Here is a 19914-nt window from a genome sequence, read left to right on the forward strand (position 1 = left end):
TGCCTATCTGTTTTCAAATGAAAACTAAGGCTGTATTGTCAAAATTATTGATCATCGTGACACCTGCCAGCGCGTCATACGCTGCTCTAGCAGGCGCAAACCTTCATTGACCACCACCCCCATAAGCGCAAGAATGATCACCACCACAAAATATTCTGCCATGCGGAAACTGCTGCCATAAATATTAAGCAAGCCGCCAAGGCCGGAAACGGCAGTATAAAGTTCAGCAACAATCGTATTGATCAGCCCCAAAGTAGCGCTTAGACGAAGCCCTGCCAGAATGAACGGCATTGCACCTGGAATGATGATATGGCGCACGATCCGTGCCTGCCCTGCGCCAGTGGAGCGCGCCATTTCAATCAGATTTTCATCAGCCTGCTGCACGCCCTTATAAGTGTTGATGATGACCGGCATCACCGCACCCAAAAAGACGATAAACACTTTGGCAAAAACACCCAAACCCAACAGCACGATAATCATAGGCACAAAGGCCACGCGCGGCGTTGCCGCCAATGCATAGATATAGACATCAATGGCACGGCCAAAGGTGCGGAAACTACCCATCAGGCCGCCGATAAAAATACCAACCAGTGCTGCAATTAATGTGCCGCTGAAATAAACCCGCATGCTTTCTAGAAGCGCTGTCCATAAGCGCTTTTCAACAAGCATTTTCTGCCCAGCCAGTAATGTTTCATACGGCGAGGCAAACAAGCCCTGCGGCACTTTGAGGGATATCATCCACCAAACTGCTAAAAACAAAATAAAAAAGGCAAGGCGTAGACTTAAAATCATCGGCGCCCTGCTCGTCTGCCGGCCTGTTGCTCGGAAATGCGAACACCTGATGCCTTATCGCGCAATTCACGTCCTGTGAGTGACAGGAAAACACTTTCCAGTGACGGCGCATCGAGGCGCGCCTCTTCAATCTGGTCGCTGCATTCTTCCAAGAACTTGTTCAGTTCTGCCGTATCGGGAATTTCAATAGCATAGCGATTATGGGTCAAAGCCTGCACATTGGTAAAACGGGATTTAATTTCAGAAACCACATCATTATTCAGTGGCGTTACATGTAACCAGCTTTTACCATATTGCTGTTTCAAGCTTTCGGGTGTGCCTTCAGCCAGAATACGACCATGATCGATAATGCAGATCTGATCAGCACTTTCGACTTCTTCAATATAATGCGTGGTGGTCAAAACAGTGAGACCTTCATTGATCTGCATGTCCTGCAAATAACGCCAGATGCGCTGGCGTGTCTGCGCATCCAAACCAACAGTGGGCTCATCCAGCAGCAAAATGGCAGGCTTGTGCATCAAGGCGCGGGCAATTTCCAGACGACGGCGCATACCGCCGGAAAATTCGCGCACAATCTTCCCACGAAATTCGCTCAGTTCCACCAGTTCCAGCACCGCATCCATCGCTTCGCAGCGCTCTTTCTTGCTCATACCATAAACAAGGCCATGAAATTCGAGATTTTCATCAGCACTCAATCGATCATCAAGGCTGGAGGTTTGAAACACCACCCCGATGGAGCGACGCGCTTTAACCGATTGTTTTACAACATCTGCGCCATCCAATAAGGCGCGCCCATGATCAAAGTTCATCAAGGTACAAAGAATATTCAAAAGTGTGGTTTTGCCAGCACCATTAGGCCCTAAAAGCGCAAAGCTTGAACCTTTTTTCACTTGTAAATTGATGTTGTCGAGAACTTTCTTTTCGCCATAACTGTGAGAGAGATTGCTGATCTCAATCGCCAGTTCAACTGCCTGTTGTGATGCATTCATATCAATTGTCATTGAAGCCACAACAGCTCTCCTTATTCTCGTATGCAGATACTATGCTGATAAACCAGCCAGTCCGGGTTTGCTACGCTTTCTGCCAGCGCTTATCAAGAGGATGATAAAAACGTGACCACTATCAATACTTAAAACCGCATAAAAATCCGTGGCGTATAACCGGTCATCTTCTTAAAGAATGCAATAAAGGCGCTATCACTGGCAAATTCCAACTCGAAGGCCACAGACGTGATTGTCTCACCCGATGCCAATAATTCAATCGCTTTGAGCAAGCGCCATTGCTGGCGCCATTGCTGATAAGTCATACCTGTTTCTTTACGAAAAATCCGCAAAATTGTTTTTTCGCTGGCTCCGGCTTGCTGGGCCAGTTTTTGCAAAGGTGGTGGTAGTTGCTCTATATCAAGCCCGCTCAAGCGCCGGTCAGATGGCAATGGCAGCAACATCGGCTCGCGTTGTGCCGCGTCCACTTCATCAAGACATACCGCCAAAATATTGGCTTTGGCGCCCTTGCTCCAATCCGTATTAAAATCTGCAACAGCGATCCGCTCCAAAACAGCACGCAACAGCGGCGTTACCGTCATCACTTCCACTTGGGCCGGCAAGTTCGAATAAAGTGAAACATCAATATAGACCGAGCGATAATCAACCGCTTCCGTCATAATTGCACGATGGGGAATATCAGGCGGAAGCCATGCCAGACGTGTTGGCGGCAAAAGACACAAACGATCAGGCAAATGAATGGTAATACAGCCGCCTTGGGTAAATAAAAACTGACCCATTTTGTGATGATGCCAGCCGGAATCATGGCTGCCCATATCGGCTGCAATACCGATAACACTATTGCCGATACTGTCAGCATCAAAAGCATCTTCCTGCTTCAACCACGCCATGATTGTCTCATTTTTGATGTTATCAGTCTTTATATATGTAACACGACTTATTCATTTCAGCCATAGCCATGTCAGTTTAAAAATCACGACAGGCATCACTGATATGAAACGTAATCTTACCATTCCGCTTGCGACAGGTTTGATGATGTTCCCGCAAATTGCAGAAACCATCTACAGCCCTGCGCTGCCACAAATAGCACAAAATTTTTCTGTCTCACCCGAACAGGCCGGACAAACGCTTTCGTTTTACTTTCTGGCTTTTGCAATCGGCGTAGTCGTCTGGGGGCGCTTATGCGACAGTTTAGGCCGCAGACCAACAATGCTGCTCGGCCTTTTCATCTACACTATCGCATCACTGCTCACACTCGTCAGCCTCAATTTTGAAATACTGATGGCTGCCCGTATGTTGGCAGCTTTTGGTGCCGCCGTTGGTTCTGTGGCCACACAAACCATGATGCGCGATATGTTTGATGGTGCAAAACTGGCACAGGTATTTTCCATCATGGGCATCGCGTTGGCGGTCAGTCCGGCAATCGGCATGATGGCAGGCTCAGTTCTCACCAGCAATTTTGGCTATCAAGGCATGTTCACAGGACTTGCTGCTTTAGCTTTGCTTTTATTGCTGTGGTCGGCTGTCCAATTACCGGAAACGCAAACAACACGCAGCGAACCCGCACCATTCTTTGAAACGCTCGCTATGATGATGCGTGACCGCTCTATCTGGCGTACCGCTTGCCTTGTTGCGCTCTTTAATCTGGCTTTGTTTGGTTATTACCAACTAGCGCCATTTAACTTTGAGCGCCTGCATCTTAGCCCTGAAATGTTTGGTTATAGCGGCCTTTTGCTAGCCTTTGGCGTATTACTTGGCTCATTACTCAATCAGCGCCTGTTAAAGCGCAATTGGTCTTGCGAAAATCTGGTGATCTTGGCTGCGAGCCTCATGCTGGTCGGCGGAGCACTCACCACACTCCTGCAAGCAAGCTGGCTGTTTGTATTGCCGGTGATGCTGGTGGTTTTAGCCTATGGATTGGCTATTCCAAACATTCTGGCCAAAGCCCTTGTGGCCTATGGAGATCGCCGGGGCACTGCCGGTGCCGTTTTAGGGCTCTTCTACTATGTGCTGCTTGGGTTTGGTCTGGTTTTTGCCGGTTGGTGGCAACAATTGGGAGCACTGCTTTTGATCTGCGGAATATTTGCGATGCCGATCGCTGTTGCCGTGCAAAAGGTGCGACCACAAGATTGATGAAATCAATAGAACCTATTATTTTTTAAAGCCTCGCCTCCAAAGCGGGGCTTTTTCTATTAAAATCAAGGCAATAGATATTATAAGAATAAATGTGCACATCCCCGCACTATTGTTTTGAAACCCTTGCAATTCAGCAGCTTTAGTAATATTGACTATTTCACTCATCTTTTAGCCAGCAAGCCTGAAAGCCAGCCAGCGATATCAAAAACTCATACCGAGGGTATCATGCTGGCAAAAATCTTGTCTGAAGCTTCCGTCAATCGTCGCTGGTTGAGAGCACTTTCCGCTTCTGTCGCTTTCTTGGCTTGTACGGCTGTACAAGCACAATCTGTTCCGAACCAGACAGCTGCCAAAACAGAACAGACAAAACCTGACAAAGATCCCGAAGCCATCAATCTCAAGATGATCACGGTCTCCTCTGAGCGCACGATTAAAAAATTGCTGGATATCCCTATGTCGATCAGCATCATTGATCGGGATACACTTGAGCGCCATCAGGTACGCGACATTCAAGATCTGGTGCGTTATGAGCCAGGTGTCAACGTTAGTCGCACGACATCTCTCACCAATCCATTCGCACAATTAAATAGTTTCAACATCCGTGGTGTTGGCGGCAACCGCGTTCAGATGCTGGTGGATGGTGGTCGCGTTCAGGAATTTATCACCGATGGTAGTCGCGACTTGGTAGACCCTTTCAATATGAAATCGGTAGAAATCACCCGCGGCCCCAATTCTGTGCTTTGGGGCGCAGATGCTTTGGGCGGTGTGGTGTATTTCCGCACTCTTGACCCCGATGATTTGCTTGACGGCACCAAACCATGGGCGGTTGAAAGCAAGCTTGCCTATGACAGTTTCGACAAATCCTTTCGTCAGCAGATTACTGGCGCTGCTGAGGCAGGTGATTTTAAAATACTCGGGAGTTTCGGACATATGAGTGCCGATGAACCGCATTTGCGAAAAGCGCGTGCGGATGGCGGCATCTGGGGTTGTCCGCGTGAAGCCATTTGGCCTTGTAACAAAACCCAACCAATGGATGTCAGTGCTTATAATGGCTTAATGAAGCTGCAGTGGAATCCAACTGAAGATCACGTAGTGAAACTGACGGCAGAATGGTTCCGTCGCACAACCGATGTTGACCAGAAATATGATTCCGGCGCTGCCAATCCTATGTATGCAAGTAATCCAGCATATCACAGTTTGTATTACGAGAATGAGCGATATGATCGTTCTGTTGAAATGCAAAGATCGCGTTTTGCTATTGAGCACCGCTGGTCAACGCCAGCCGAGTGGCTTGACGAAGTTAAGTGGAGCGTTTCCTACTCTCCGCAAAAACGTGACATGACCAGCGAGCAAATTCGTAATTACACATTGCTCAATCCTGCCAAACGTGAACGCAGGGAACAAATCCGTAATTACAGCGAAGATTTTCTTCAAGCCGATATTCAGCTCACTTCATCCTTTGATTTGGGGCAAACCGAGCATAAACTGATTTATGGTTTTGCCGGCGACATTACCAAAACAAATTATGACGGCACCAATATCACAACCAACCTGAATACAGGCGCGGTTACCATCGCTAACCGGCAAGGTTTCAACTTCCCTAAAGTTGATACAGTTCGTGCCGATTTTTACGTTCAGGATGAAATCAAGCTTCTGGATGATCGTCTGACGATCACGCCGGGTTTACGTCTGGCCACCTATTCCATCGATCCGACCAAAGATGATGATTACAACCCGATTGACGGTTTTGAACCTGAAAAAATAGATAAAACCCGCCTCGTCAAACGTTTAGGCGCTCTTTATAAGCTCGACAATACCTATTCTCTCTTTGGCTCTTATGGTGAAGGCTTCAAGATGCCGACATCACAACAGCTTTTTGTTTCGTCGCAATCAATCGGCACCACCGGTATGGTAGAGGTTGTACCAAACCCGAACCTGAAACCGGAATTCGTACGTAGCTACGAACTTGGCGTGCGCGGTGAATATGATCGAGGCTACTTTAGCTTCTCCGGTTTTTATGCGGATTATAAAGACTTCATTCGTGGTTTGCAGCCGGTGCCAAACGAAGCAGATAAATACACCTCCGACAACGTTTCCAGCGTTCAGATTTGGGGTGTCGAGTTTGGCGGCGAATACGAGATTTATAACAATCTCATGCTTAACGCCGCGATCTCTTATATGCGCGGCGATCAACGCCTGGAAGCTGGTGCAGATAAAACACCATTTGACGGCGCTGTACCGCTCACAGCTGTTTTCGGATTGCGTTATCTTATTCCAGATTGGAATTTGGAAACCGAATTTGTCGGAACCTTTGCCAAAGGTGTAAGCCGTCGAGCTGATCCTGATGCCTATAAACCATCCGGTTATGCCGTTTTTGACGCCTATGCGCGCTGGAAGCCGACAAAGAATATCGACCTCAATTTCGGCGTCGAAAATATTTTTGACAAACGTTACTTCCCGAATACGCTGACCAATTATGCCAATTCGGCTTCGTCAGCTGTTGCCAATGCAAATCCACTGGAAATGCAGGTTGCACCCGGACGTACTTTCAAGCTTGGCGCGACAATGCGTTTTTAAACCGACCTGAAATTCCATACCGGAGCAGCGTCTCATGAGCTGCTTCGGCTTATTTTATTTGGCAACGGCAATGCGATTAATAAAACAATTTTGGACATTACTGACTTATTGCAATCATGGTTCCGGCAAAGTGCTCAACTGGTCATTACTGGCTATTATCTTTGCGCTGGAAATGCTGGGCATTTATCTTGGTGTTCAATTGATCAAGTGGGTCGCCGGATTTTATAATGCGGTTCAAGAACGCGATTTAGAAGAAACATTAAATCAACTGACTATATTCGGCATGATCGTTGCAGGTAATGTCGGCATTTACCTTTTCGAGTTTTATGCAAAAGGCTGGCTCGAAATCCGATGGCGTGAGCGACTGACCAACAGAACCCTTTCTATCTGGCTAAACAACAAAGCCTATTGGTTCTTATCGCTCAAATCCGAAAGTGAAAAACCCGATAATCCCGATCAACGCATTGCTGAAGATTGCAAAATATTTGTCAACCACACTTTATCCGAAGGAATTGACCTGATCACCCGCATCATCGGGTTATTCTCTTATGCGATTGTGCTTTGGGGACTGGCAACATTTGCGTTGGAATTTACACTCTTGGGTTTTGAAATCAGCATTCCACGCTATATGGTTTGGGCGCCGTTTGTTTATGTTTTTCTCTCTTCGCTCATTACCCATTTATTTGGGTGCCGTTTGAAAGAAACCTTTGTCGAACAGCAGAAAAAAGAAGCCAACTTTCGTTATGGCATGGCGCATATGCGCCAGAATGCAGCCGAAATTGCTATTATGAATGGTGAGCGAAGCGAACGCGAATTGCTTGATCAAAAATTCTCCGGTATCCGCAATAACTGGTTTTTATTGCTTCGCAGACAAGTACAGTTAGGGCTTTTCGCGCGCCCATATTTTACAACAATTTTGCGTATTCCGATGTTTTTGGCGCTGCCTGGATATTTTGCCGGAGCAGTCAACTTTGGTGGGTTGATGCAATTGGGAACAGCTTCCCAGCAAGTTGCAACGACGCTTTCATGGTTCATTTTCAGCTATAAAAGACTTGCCGAACTGGTTTCTGCCGTATCCCGTCTTTCTAATTTCATTGAAAAAGCTGAGGCGACAGGCAGAGAGAAAAATGTCAGCAGACAATATGCTCAAAACAGAACCTTGTCATTAAATGATGTAACTTTGCATACACCCGATCAGCAGCAACTGCTCCATATTCCGGAACTGACTATACACAGCGGAACGATTGTTTGGCTTCGCGGTCACTCCGGATTAGGCAAAACAACATTACTTCGGCTCATTGCTGGTGCATGGCAATGTGCAACGGGGCATATTTTTCATCCCGATGCATCGTCTTTTTTCCTCTCACAGAAACCCTATCTGCCAAATAGCGGTTTGAAAGCCTCTATTTGCTATCCAGATTCACCGGAAAAATTTACAGACGCTGAAATTGCTCAAACTTTACATAAAACCGGTTTGTCTAAGCTTTTGCCTGAAAATGGTCAACCATTTGGAAAAATCCCCATGCCAACCGGTCTTTCCGGCGGCGAGTTGCAGCGTTTTGCATTAGCACGTGTCCTGCTCAATAAACCGGAATGGCTGTTTATGGATGAGGCCACCAGTGCATTGGATCATAGTGCCGAAATCGAATTACTCACAATGCTGCGCCATGAATTGCCGCACACCACACTAGTGATACTTGCCCACCGTGAACCCGGCAATCTCAAACCCGATGCCATCATCAATCTTGAAATTTTTCGCAGTCGCAACGAACAAAGCGCTGCACCGACCCTTCAACTTGCGTGAGGATAAAATGACTGAGCAACCAATTCGTGCCAAATTGCTGGCCAACCCAGCTGATGTACTCAAAACATTGCCGCAGATCGGCAAACTGATGATCAATTCCAAAAATGGCGGCGCAACGCATGAGCGGATCGGTGTTGTCCAAAATGTCATAATTGATGGTAATTGGATCTTCTTTACCGGTGATGAGCACAATTCGAAAATTGCTTTAAATGCCATTCATACGATGATTGCCGACCGCAGTTCCATCATGCAGGAAAAAGTTTATCCGCGCATTGATCTGTTGGCTGAAGATGATGAAGTTATTGGCAGCGTCATCGGTTTTGGCGGTGCCGAACCCTTTGATGCAGCACTTGCATCCTTTGCTCTTGAGGAATTAGCACCAAAAACCGATAGCCGTTCTATGGGCGATCAAGTTGAAGTTGGGGATAGTGATCCGGCTTTGAAGCCTTTCGCTGCCGCCCAACGCAATAAAGGAACTGTGCGTATTGCTTTGGAACGCCCTACCTTTCAACAAGAATGGACAGGTGAAATGCCGGATATCCGTAATTCACGCGGTTTTATCAATGTAATGAAACCGGATTTTCATCTACATTTGAAAGTAGGCCATGTGATGGATTGGCGGATTGAAGAGAAAGATGGGCAATTGCATTATTATGCACTTGACGCGGATGGCCAATCAACTGGTCTTGTTGTTTCCGGAACAAAAGAAGCATTTGCATGACTGAGATCAGCAATTTCACCGCGCAATGGCGTCGCCCTGACGGACAAATCCGCAGCCACCATCAGGTCATGCAGGATATGGCAAAAAAGCAGGTGGTACTCTTAGGCGAGCGGCATGACCGTTATGATATTCATCGCTGGCAATTACATGTCTGCGCCTCACTTCTCGGCTTGCGGGATAATCTGGCAGTTGGCTATGAAATGTTCCCGCGGCGTCTGCAACCGGTTCTTGATGAATGGGTAACAGGTAAACTTGATAAAGAAACATTCCTGCAAAAGGCGGAATGGGGCACGGTTTGGGGCTTTGCCTCTGATCTCTATATGCCGATTTTTGATTTCTGCCGTGAATTTAAGGTCAAAATGCTGGCGCTTAATTGCCGTCGTGATCTCATCACCCGCGTTGGAAAAGAAGGCTGGGATGCGATTGCCGAAGAAGAGCGCGACGGCCTGACACCAGCCCGATCTGCCAGTCTGGCACATCGTGAGCATCTTTTGCGTCTCACCAATGGCGGTCCGCCATTCATGCAAGGAAAGTCAGCGGACTCTCCTGAGTTTGACCGATTTGTACGCGCGCAACAAACATGGGATCGTGCATTTGCGTGTAATATCGCCAATTATTGCGCTGAGAACCCGCAAGCGCTTGTGATCGGCATTATCGGACGTGGTCATATGGAATATGGTCATGGTACACCTGACCAACTTGATGATCTTGGCATCAATAATTGTGGCGTGCTTTTAACCGAAGATATGGGTGATAAACACGCCTGCCCGTTGAGTGTTGAAGGCAAAGCTCTTGCCGATGCGGTTTTTGGCTTGCAAACACAGGCATAAATTTTACATCTGTTAAGTGGCGGCAAAGCTGACACTTAACAGATGTTAATCTCCTTCCAGCACGGCCAGATAACGGGTAGGCGTCTGCCCTAAAGCTTTCTTGAACATAGTAATAAAGGCGGTGGGCGATTCATAACCCAGCATTTCAGCAATTGCCTGAACTGATGTTCCGCCGGAAATCTCTCGCAGCGCAATGATGAGATGCAATTGCTGACGCCAGCGCCCGAAAGTTAATCCTGTTTCCTGCACCATCAAACGGGCAAGCGAACGCTCGCTCATAGCCACCCGTTTTGCCCACTGCCCCAAAGTGGCACGATCAGCCGGATTTTCACGTAACTGATCCGCAATCAAGCGAATTTTCGGATGATCAGAAACGGGCAGATAGAAATCTTCTTGCGGCATTTCTACCAGCTCATCCAACAATACCCGTACCAATCTTGCCGTATGGCTGTCATCTGAATAATCGGGCGAAACAGTCGATAAATGCCGGATCATCTCGCGCACCATCGGTGAGATCGACAAAGTACAACAATGTTGCGGCATCGCCGCCGCCTTAGGCTCGACAAATAAAAAAGACAACCGCGCATTGGCAGTCGCATGATTACAATGCGCCACACCACCTGGTATCCAGACACCGCAATTTGGCGGCACCATCAACATGCCATTGTGATCGTGCTCACTATACACCTGACACGTCACCGCGCCATGCAATGCCAATACCAACTGACCTTTGCGATGCCGGTGTACAGGAATTTCGGTCGAATAATCTTTAAAATCCAACTGCCAAGCCAAGACCGGACGATCATTCATATCCGGATCAAATTCCACTGCTTGTCGTTTTGAAACCATAACATCCGACCATATTTGGCATGATTTAAATATTAATAGGCAATATATCTAAATTCATTATATAAGCAATTTGTTAGAGAGGGACAACGAAAACGGAAATTAAAAAAATGAATACAAACAAAACTTATGTGTCACAATCCCTCATCCTGCTGATTGGTATCTTGCTGATCGCCACCACTTTGCGCGCTCCAATCACTGGTATTGCACCCGTTCTGGAAATGATCCGCGATGATTTTTCCTTCAGCACTTCCACAGCAGGCGCTCTCACGACATTGCCGCTACTGGCATTTGCCGTTGTCTCGCCGTTTGCCGTTGTTTTAGCGCGTAAACTCGGCTTAGAATTCAGCCTTCTCATTGCTCTCCTGCTCATTACCGGCGGCATTGCGCTTCGGATGATTGAAACAGTCTGGTATTTGTTTTTAGGAACCGCTATTATCGGCACCGGTATTGCCATTGCCAATGTGCTGTTGCCAAGCCTGTTAAAGCGTGATTTTCCAACCAAGATTGCTTCAATCACCGGTGCTTATTCCGTTACGGCTGGTGTTGCAGCTGCCCTTGCTTCGGCTGCGGCCATTCCTATTGCCAATCATTTCAATGGCGGCTGGAACTGGGCTTTGGGCGCCTTCATTATTTTTCCTGTTGCAGCAATTGCCGTTTGGTTGACCCAACTTTCCGGCAATAGTGATAAAACACAAAAAACAACAAGCCTACACACAGACAAACCCATTTGGAAATCAGCACTCGCTTGGCAAGTGACATTTTTCTTTGGTCTTAATTCGCTGGTTTATTATGTCATTGTCACATGGCTTCCGGCCATGTTGATCGAGGCAGGTTTTTCACCAGCTGTTGCCGGCTCATTCCACGGCATTTCGCAACTTGCAACGGCCATTCCAGGATTGGTTTTTGGTCTCGTATTGGCACGCTTCCGTGATCAAAAAGCAATTGCCATTATGCTGCCTCTTATGACCGCTGTATCACTCATCGGCATTTTGATTTTGCCACAATGGGCTTCTCTTTGGTCGGCTCTTTTCGGCTTTGGTTGCGGCGCAACGTTCATTCTGGCACTCGCCTTTATCAGCCTGCGCTCCAGCAATCCTGCACAAGCCGCAGCACTTTCCGGCATGGCACAATGCATCGGCTACACGGTTGCAGCAGGCGCACCACCGGCTGCAGGTTTCATCTTCGAATATGCAGGTGGCTGGTCGGTTCCGCTCATCATCTGCACCATTTTATGCGTTGTGATGGCTATACTTGGTTACCGTGCCGGTCGACCTGTCCACATTGAATGAATTTCGCCCGTTCTATCGGACAAAAGAAAAAGCCTTGAGGCAGCTGAAACGGCCTCAAGGCTTTTTTATCATTATTGTTCAGGCGTACGTAAGGTTTCTTTTTGTGTGATCAAACGTGCACTTTGCAAGCCGCTCAAATAAATCCACAACCAGCTCCATGCAACAGCCAAACGTGAGCGGGTGCCGATCAGGAAGTAAATATGGGCAAGCCCCCATATCCACCATGCCAACAAACCTTTTAGGCGGAAATTGCCAAATTCAATTACGGCAACCTTTTTACCAACAGTCGCAAGATTGCCCTGATGGCGGTATTTAAAGGTCTCGTTAAAAGGCTTTCCATCCAGATCGGCACGAATGGCTTTAGCTACGAAACTGCCTTGTTGTTTCGCGGCTGGCGCAACCCCCGGCACCAGCTTATCATCGCCCCATCGCACTGACGCCGTATCGCCAACCACGAATATCGACGGCTCACCTTCAAGGCGCAAATCTTTGGTCACAATGACACGTCCGGCACGATCACCTTCAACACCGAGCCATTTAGAAGCAGGTGATGCCTGCACACCTGCTGCCCAAATAATGGTGCGGCATGCAATAAACTCCTCGCCGATTTTAATACCGTCTTCATCACAAGCAGTCACCGGTATGCCGGTACGCACTGTAACGCCCAGCTTCAGCAAGGCAGAGCGTGCATATTCCGACAGTGCTTCACTAAATGTAGGCAAAACGCGGGCGCCCGCTTCAACCAAAAGAACAACCGCTTTTTTGGTATCAATCCGGCGAAATTCACGCGGCAAAGTACTATGCGCCAATTCAGCAATAATACCTGCCATTTCAACGCCTGTCGGCCCTGCACCAATAATAGTAAACGTTAAAAGTGCGGCCTGTTTTTCCGGATCGGTCTCCAATTCCGCTTGCTCAAAAGCCAACAACACACGACGGCGAATAGTGGTCGCATCCTCCAATGTTTTCAGCCCCGGCGCGAAGGTTTCCCACTCGTCTTTGCCAAAATAAGCATGACGGGCACCAGTTGCTAAAACCAGCTTGTCATAGGGCACACTGACACTATTACGCAGAATAACGTGTTTATTTTCACGGTCGATGCCGACAACTTCATCCAGAAGTGTTGTCACTTCCGGTCGGTCCCGAAAAAGATGGCGGATTGGCCACGCAATTTCTGATGTCGCCAACACAGTGGTCGCAACTTGATAAAGTAATGGCTGAAACAAATGATGATTGCGACGGTCAATCAAAGTGATTTCCACATTTGCACCTTTGAGACCATGAACAGCCTGCAAACCGGCAAAACCCGCGCCAACAACAACAACCTTCTGTTTCTCAGCCATAACGCATTCCATTCCTGAGGATGAGCTCATTATATAAACATGATACTAATCGATTAGAACATGCGCATAAGAAAATATATAGCAACGCTATCACGATAAGATAAATTATCGAAATATAATTGAGCGTTTAACGCAATTGCCGCATTTAAGTGAGGCACAACGCCCGATCATGTAATTTCAATGATCGGGCGTTGATATTTTATAAGATTGTCCTCTTAATCGGCAGTGCTTCTGACTTTATAAGTTGAATAAGCCAATATCAACGCTGCCATGAAGCCCAAAATACCGGCAACAATTGCTGCAAGCGTAAACCCTTGAGCTAACGCCTCTGTCAGCAACTGATTAAAGATACCTGTATCAACATCAAGATTTGCAGGTTTTTCATGCATGCGAATAGCAAAAGCTGCACTTTCACGCATATCGCCAACATCCAGATAACTTAGTGATTTTTCGAGCACGTTGACTGCTCGGACGCTCATAAGCGTTCCAAGCAAGGCAATTCCGATTGTCATGCCGCCCTGACGCAAAGCATTCATCGTAGCTGATGCAGTTCCTGTGCGTTCACGCGGCGCACTTGCCATTGCGGCAGCTCCAGTTGACGGTACGGCCAAACCAAGCCCCACCCCAAGCAAAGCAAATAATAAGGCAATCGTCATATAAGAGGTCATGGATGAAAAGCTTAACATTGCGGTCATCGAGACACCGATCAGCACATAACCGCCAACCATCAATTGATTGACGCCAAAACGCTTGGCCAATGTGCCGAAACATGAGGCAACCACCAGCATAGCCGCAAAAACCGGTGCCATACGCCAACCCGCTTCGGTCGCACTCCAACCCTGCCCGCGCTGTAAAAACAACGAGAACAAAAACAGGCTGGTATAACCTGAAAATCCAAGGACAAAAGAAGCAAAATTTGCAGATGCGAATGGCCGTTGTTTAAATAAATCAACCGGCAAAACCGGACGCTTTACATTCATTTCGACCAAAATAAATGCACATAAAGCAATAACAGCCACAGCAAGCGGCACAACAGCTTCAAATGCTGCCCAGCCGGACTGACCTGCATTGATAAGTCCCAAGGTCAAACTACCTAAAAACACAATGCTTAATACCTGACCTGCCGGATCAAGTGCCGCATGATCAGGGTTTGAACTTTCTTCAATGCTGATAAACCCCAAAGCGAAGGTAACCGCCCCGATAGGCAGATTGAGTAAAAAAATACTCGGCCATCCCGCCTGATCTACCATGAAACCACCCAGCATCGGCCCTAAAATCAACGATACAGCGCTAAACGACGACCAGCCACCAATAATATGTGCCCGCTCTGCAGGATCGGGATAAGCTTGCGTTAAAATTGAAAGAGCGCCCGGTATGACCAGAGCACCTGCAATACCTTGCAGCGAACAGCCTATAATGAGCACCGTTAAAGAGCCAGCAAAGGCACAAACGGCAGAACCAAGAGTGAAAAGCGATACACCACCAAGCCAGACACGCTTGCGGCCATAGCGGTCAGCAAGTGGACCTGCCGATAACATAAAAGCCGACAGACATAATGTATAAGCACCAACAACCCATTGCAAACCAGCCATACTGGTTTGCAATCCGGCCTGAATGGCAGGTAATGCAACGCTTACAATGCTGATAGCAAGCGTTGCCATGAATGTCCCCAGATAGACGGCAGCAACTGCAACCGGGCGTCCTTTAAGTGACATAATCGAATAAACCTCCTGAATATAAGCTTGCCAAATGTAAATCGACCGACCGTCGGTCAATTAAATTTGAAAGCTTGTTTCTCACCAATATCAAAGAAAGTGACATATCATTTCAGACGTGTGGCGAGGGGATTAAAATAGTTTGAAACGGAGAAACGGAGAAACGGAGAAACAAATTTATCACATAATTAAAATATGACAATAAAAATCATAATTAAGATAATAATCATTTTGCGTCATCATTTCATTGATAGCATTTTAAGACATGCATCAGCCAAATTCCGAGCAAATAATTTATAGTCGTTAGGTGGCGTGGCAATTATATCATCGGTCGCGCCATGGACACCGGCATAAATCAGCAACGTCACCACACGCGGCTCTGGCGGATTCCAGATACCAGCTGCAATGCCACCACCAATGATCATAGATAATTGGTCTAAAATATCTTTTTTCGCCTGATTGGAACGATCATGATGGTGATGCTGATTATAAACGATATCATGGATGCGATATGTTCTGACATAAGTCTCCACATTCGAATGGATCCATGCACATAATTTACAGCACCAGTCGTCCGGCTCACAGGCATCTATTGCCTGTTGTACACTTTCAACAAAACGCTCCGTGTAGCGCTTGGCCAAAGCCGCAAGCATATCGTTTTTCGAGCTAAAATAATGATAGAAAGTTCCTTTGCCGACACCTGCTGCATCGGTAATATCGGTTATTGTCGTTGCATCAATACCCTTGGCTAAAAACAATGTTTCAGCCGCTGTCATCAACTCATCAAGCCTGACTTCTGCAGGCTTGGTTCTGGATATTTTGGTCATTTTTGATATTGAGCCGCAAGCTGGTTTTCCATTTTTCCCAGATTAGCGCCAAGAAACCAATAAAGAAATCATATAATTTAATTCCCCCTCTGCTTTTTCTGCCAGCGGCGCTGTGATGAAGAAGCAATTTTCATCAGTTCCCGGTACTTTGCAACCGTTCGACGGGCAATCTCAATACCATCCGCCTTTAGTCTTTCAGTAATTGCATCATCAGACAAAATGGTCTTGATAGTTTCACCATCAATCAGCTGTTTTATTTTTTGCTGAATGGTTTTAGCAGATAAATCATCTTCACCAGCACCTGCCGCGATGGCCTTCGAGAAGAAATATTTCATCTCAAACAGCCCCCTGTCCGTCATAATATATTTATGCGCAACAGTACGGGAAATCGTAGATTCATGCATATCAATAGCTTCTGCCACCTCCCGCATGGTCAAAGGTCGTAAAAGCCCATTACCTGACATAAAAAAATCACGCTGGTAACGTGCGATGAACGTCATCACTTTCAAAATTGTTCGAGCCCGCTGGTCAAGGCTGCGCGTCAACCAACCCGCCGACTGCATGCAGTCCCTGATAAATTGCTTTTCATCCTCATCAAGTCCAACATCTTTGATCCGGCTGGCATAAACACGATCAACCAACACACGCGGTAAGGCTTGCGTGTTTAATTCAACTACAATTTCCTTGTTGTTGCTCACCCGAATAAAAACATCCGGCACAATATTGATGGCAGGCGTTGCATCAAAACATAGGCCGGGCTTCGGATTAAGTGCTCTTATTTTATGCATCATGCCCAATATTTCATCTTGGGATACGCCACACAATTTTGCCAATCGCGGCATATGACGATTTGCCAGCAGGGTTAAGTTATCCAGTAAAATCTGCATCGACTTGGTAAGCTGCTCTTTATCCTGCAACTGAATATACAGACATTCGGCTAAATTACGTGCCCCGACGCCGACAGGTTCAAAACCTTGTATGCACTTCAGAATACGTTGAAATTCATGTTGTGACGTTTGAAACTGCTCGATGATTTCCTCACAAGGGCGACGTAAATAACCATCAGGCTCAATGGAATAGACAATTTCAGAGGCTATGAGCTGATCACTCGGCTCATCAAAGCTCGCCATCACTTGCTGCTGTAAATAGTCATATAAAGAAACACTTACACTATGTGTTTCTTCGATAGAACGCAGACTACCGGAACCGGATAATGTCCCTTTCCGTATGAAAGGTGCATTATTCATCTTTGGCATTGCAGACTTTGATGGAGCCAATTCCAGCAGTGGATTACGTTCGACCTGATCGATTATATAAGATTGAAGCTCGTCGTAGCCGTATTGCAACACCTGCACCGACTGGATCATCTGCGGTGCAAGGGTCTGTGTCTGCTGCTGGCTCGTATAAAGCTTCACTCCGGCTTTCATACAATCACAATCGAACCTCCGGCTTTCCTGAAAAATATTTTCACTCAAAAGCATATTTGGCACGAAAATTGCTTATTTAAAAGTAGCACACAAGATATTTTTAAATTTGGATCGGAAATTCTTTACCGTTTTCCGAAATACTTGCCCAGAACCTGTTCACCACAGTGCGACTGCGACCAAGGCGCTTGTAAATGCGAACTTCAATCGGGACGGTCCAACTTGCACCACCTGCAAGAACGAGTTTCTTATCACTCAGTAAATTTTTAATCCGGTCATAAGGCATCCATGTAATGCCGTTGCCTTCCAACACCAGCCCGAGCAGATTTTCGCCATTGGTACCTTGACAAGTTTTCAAGACCTGCAAATGATTTTCAGCAATGCGGCTTTCAACAATATTACCAATATAAGAACCCGGCAACCGCGCCACATAAGGCACCACACCATTCAAATCATCCAAATTGATGCTTGGTGTTATGCCGTCTTTATCAGGCACACAAACCGGCACCACTTGTTCAGGTCCTAAAATCTTATATTCAAACTGCTCCAAATCAAACGAAGAAACCTGTCCCGACGAATGATAGGTGAGGAAAAAGTCATATTCACCGCTATCAAGTGCCTGCACATCTTCCGGTGTAGTGCGCGATGATAAAACATTGGGCACAATCTCCGGCATCAGCGCTTTTTTGCGGGTTATCCATGACGGATAAAAAGATTGCACCAGCGTGGTAGCGCCAGAAAATTTCAGCAAATAGCGATCATGACCAAGCAATTGACGCGCGTTTTCCTCGGCGCGACGCACGCTGATGATGATAGGCTTGCAATCATTGAGGAATTGCTCACCTAATTCAGTGAGTTCCAAAGGCTGGCGATTACGGGCAATCAACTCGCCGCCCAGATGATTTTCAAGGGATCGAATGCGTTTGGAAAAAGCTGACTGGGTAATATTGCGTTGACGTGCAGCACGCGCAAAACCTTTGCATTCAACCACGGCCAGAAAATCTTCAATCCAACTTAAATCCACACCCTTACTTTCTTCCCACCATGCCTGCCCTGACATCCGGCTGCGGCCAGATGTCCAAACCGGACTATAACTATTCCAAAAATCCGTTTGCTCCGCTTCTGCCTACGAACTTAAACTCAAGCCAACCCAAGTGAAGCATAACAGGTATAGTATGAAGCCGGAATTAATGACACACAGTGATAAAAATCGCGAGCATTTTTATATCAAGCGCATGAGTGCCTATGCCTCCAATGCTTTGAGCGATACGCTCCCTGACGAAGTGGCAGAAAAAGCCAAATATCATATCTTGGATACATTCTGTGCCATGATCACCGGCGCCCGTTTGACGGTGGGTGAAATGGCTTTGTCTTATTCCAAAACCCTGTCACAGGCAGCAGATAAAGCTGCCTGCATTGTCGCTTCCGACGGCTTTTTGCATCCGGCTGATGCAGCACTTGTCAACGGCATCATGGCTCATGCCAATGAAACCGACGACAGTCATCCGGCCGCGATCGGTCATCCGGGCTGTGCCATTGTACCAGCAGCACTAGCGGCAGCAGAGGCCAATGCATCAAGTGGCAGCGACTTTTTGAAAGCTGTGGTGCTTGGCTATGATTATTATGCCCGCATGAATATCGCACTTGGCTCAAACCATATTTATGCGCGCGGACATGGCCCTTATAGTATTGGAGGCGCATGGGGAGCCGCAGCCGCAGCCGGCGCTCTTTATAAAATTGATGCAAAGCGCATGGCTTATGTTTTCTCCAATGTTGCGCATCAAACCGGCGGTATTGCCGTATGGATGCGCGATAAAGACCATATGGAAAAAGCTTTCCATTTTGCAGGCCTTCCAGCCCGCAATGGCGTGAGTGCAGCCGCAATGATCGCTCATGGTTTTTCCGGCACCGACGATGTGATTGAAGGCCGCGGCAATTTCATGGATGCCTATTCGGACAATCCGGATCGCGATTTTCTAATTGGTGAATTGGGCACCCGTTTTGAGGTGATGCTCACCAATATCAAAAAATGGTGCGTGGGTTCACCTATTCAATCTGCACTCGATTCTCTTGAATATTTGATGGAACATGAAGGTGTTCATTTAAACAATATCGAGAGCCTAACCATCGAATTACCGTCTCATGTGGTTGATGTCGTGGAAGACCGTGGCGTGCCGGATATCAACTGCAAACATTGTCTTGCATTAATGCTGGTGGATGGCCGTTTTGGCTTCCATACGTCGCATGATTATGCTCGCTTGCTGGATCCGGCTATTCTGGCCATGAAGAGCAAAATGTCGTTACTGCCGAGCGATGAACTGGCAACTGCGATGCCTATCCGGCAAGCTATTGTCACTGCGGTTTTGTCAGATGGACGTACCGTCAGCCGCCGCACTTATGCAGTAAAGGGCGTAGTTGAAAATCCAATGGATCGTAATGACGTTATCCGCAAGGCGCAGGATTTATTGTCGCTGCTTCTTAAACAAGAGACTGATAAATTTATCGAAACCGTGCTCAATATCGAAACATTATCCGATATTCGCGCATTACGTCCTGTGCTGCAAAAACACGACTAAACTGGTTGAAATCTAGCGAACGAAAGAAAA

At 46.9% G+C, this 19914-nt stretch carries 16 protein-coding genes; 7 read left to right on the plus strand and 9 right to left on the minus strand.

Annotated features, from left to right (window positions below; translation table 11 throughout):
- Positions 1–51 precede the first annotated feature (51 nt).
- The 3 genes from ACI0FR_RS09970 to ACI0FR_RS09980 all read right to left on the minus strand — a co-directional run bounded on the left by ACI0FR_RS09970 (position 52) and on the right by ACI0FR_RS09980 (position 2683).
- Complete coding sequence (locus ACI0FR_RS09970) at positions 52–738, minus strand: ABC transporter permease (protein ID WP_374832021.1); 687 nt, start codon at positions 736–738, stop codon at positions 52–54.
- A 50-nt stretch (positions 739–788) separates the two neighbouring features.
- Entirely contained in the window at positions 789–1793 is a 1005-nt protein-coding gene (locus ACI0FR_RS09975; protein ID WP_374832163.1) for an ABC transporter ATP-binding protein, read from the minus strand.
- A 128-nt stretch (positions 1794–1921) separates the two neighbouring features.
- Positions 1922–2683: an AraC family transcriptional regulator gene (locus ACI0FR_RS09980; protein WP_404908347.1), complete on the minus strand. Its 762-nt coding sequence runs from the start codon at positions 2681–2683 to the stop codon at positions 1922–1924.
- Between the two features lie 103 nt (positions 2684–2786).
- On the opposite strand from ACI0FR_RS09980, the gene ACI0FR_RS09985 reads away from it, so the two are divergent.
- The 5 genes from ACI0FR_RS09985 to ACI0FR_RS10005 all read left to right on the plus strand — a co-directional run bounded on the left by ACI0FR_RS09985 (position 2787) and on the right by ACI0FR_RS10005 (position 9861).
- Complete coding sequence (locus tag ACI0FR_RS09985) at positions 2787–3926, plus strand: multidrug effflux MFS transporter (RefSeq protein ID WP_404908349.1); 1140 nt, start codon at positions 2787–2789, stop codon at positions 3924–3926.
- A gap of 228 nt (positions 3927–4154) precedes the next feature.
- The gene (locus ACI0FR_RS09990; RefSeq protein WP_404909791.1) at positions 4155–6506 is read left to right on the plus strand and encodes a TonB-dependent hemoglobin/transferrin/lactoferrin family receptor; all 2352 of its coding nucleotides are present in this window, start codon (positions 4155–4157) and stop codon (positions 6504–6506) included.
- 70 nt (positions 6507–6576) lie between these two features.
- Positions 6577–8310: an ABC transporter ATP-binding protein/permease gene (locus ACI0FR_RS09995; RefSeq protein WP_404908355.1), complete on the plus strand. Its 1734-nt coding sequence runs from the start codon at positions 6577–6579 to the stop codon at positions 8308–8310.
- Positions 8311–8317: 7 nt separating this feature from the next.
- Positions 8318–9031 (plus strand): hypothetical protein, encoded by a 714-nt coding sequence (locus ACI0FR_RS10000; RefSeq protein WP_404908357.1) that lies wholly within the window; start codon positions 8318–8320, stop codon positions 9029–9031.
- Positions 9028–9861 (plus strand): ChaN family lipoprotein, encoded by an 834-nt coding sequence (locus tag ACI0FR_RS10005; RefSeq protein WP_404908359.1) that lies wholly within the window; start codon positions 9028–9030, stop codon positions 9859–9861. The genes ACI0FR_RS10000 and ACI0FR_RS10005 overlap by 4 nt, the downstream gene beginning before the upstream one ends.
- 45 nt (positions 9862–9906) lie before the next feature.
- On the opposite strand, the gene ACI0FR_RS10010 is transcribed toward ACI0FR_RS10005, so the two are convergent.
- Positions 9907–10710 carry an AraC family transcriptional regulator gene (locus ACI0FR_RS10010; RefSeq protein ID WP_374832035.1) on the minus strand — a complete coding sequence of 268 codons (804 nt, stop codon included), beginning with the start codon at positions 10708–10710 and terminating at the stop codon, positions 9907–9909.
- A 107-nt stretch (positions 10711–10817) separates the two neighbouring features.
- On the opposite strand from ACI0FR_RS10010, the gene ACI0FR_RS10015 reads away from it, so the two are divergent.
- On the plus strand, positions 10818–11999 hold the full coding sequence (locus ACI0FR_RS10015) for an MFS transporter (protein WP_404908362.1): 1182 nt from the start codon (positions 10818–10820) through the stop codon (positions 11997–11999).
- Between the two features lie 71 nt (positions 12000–12070).
- Here ACI0FR_RS10015 and ACI0FR_RS10020 read toward each other — a convergent pair whose 3' ends face one another.
- From ACI0FR_RS10020 to ACI0FR_RS10040, 5 genes are all read right to left on the minus strand, one after another.
- A complete protein-coding gene (locus ACI0FR_RS10020; RefSeq protein WP_374832039.1) occupies positions 12071–13342 on the minus strand; it encodes an NAD(P)/FAD-dependent oxidoreductase in 1272 nt (423 codons plus the stop codon).
- Positions 13343–13557: 215 nt separating this feature from the next.
- Positions 13558–15057, minus strand: coding sequence for a DHA2 family efflux MFS transporter permease subunit (locus ACI0FR_RS10025; RefSeq protein ID WP_404908365.1), 1500 nt, complete (start codon positions 15055–15057; stop codon positions 13558–13560).
- A gap of 239 nt (positions 15058–15296) precedes the next feature.
- Positions 15297–15884: a TetR/AcrR family transcriptional regulator gene (locus tag ACI0FR_RS10030; protein ID WP_404908367.1), complete on the minus strand. Its 588-nt coding sequence runs from the start codon at positions 15882–15884 to the stop codon at positions 15297–15299.
- A gap of 77 nt (positions 15885–15961) precedes the next feature.
- Positions 15962–17365 carry an RNA polymerase factor sigma-54 gene (gene rpoN, locus ACI0FR_RS10035; protein WP_404909793.1) on the minus strand — a complete coding sequence of 468 codons (1404 nt, stop codon included), beginning with the start codon at positions 17363–17365 and terminating at the stop codon, positions 15962–15964.
- Positions 17366–17411: 46 nt separating this feature from the next.
- Complete coding sequence (locus tag ACI0FR_RS10040; protein ID WP_374832045.1) at positions 17412–18368, minus strand: LysR family transcriptional regulator; 957 nt, start codon at positions 18366–18368, stop codon at positions 17412–17414.
- Between the two features lie 130 nt (positions 18369–18498).
- Between ACI0FR_RS10040 and ACI0FR_RS10045 the strand changes: the two genes are divergently transcribed.
- A complete protein-coding gene (locus ACI0FR_RS10045) occupies positions 18499–19884 on the plus strand; it encodes an MmgE/PrpD family protein (RefSeq protein WP_404908372.1) in 1386 nt (461 codons plus the stop codon).
- Positions 19885–19914: the final 30 nt, after the last annotated feature.

This window comes from Paenochrobactrum sp. BZR 201-1 (assembly GCF_044987585.2).
Classification (GTDB): Bacteria; Pseudomonadota; Alphaproteobacteria; order Rhizobiales; family Rhizobiaceae; genus Paenochrobactrum; species Paenochrobactrum pullorum.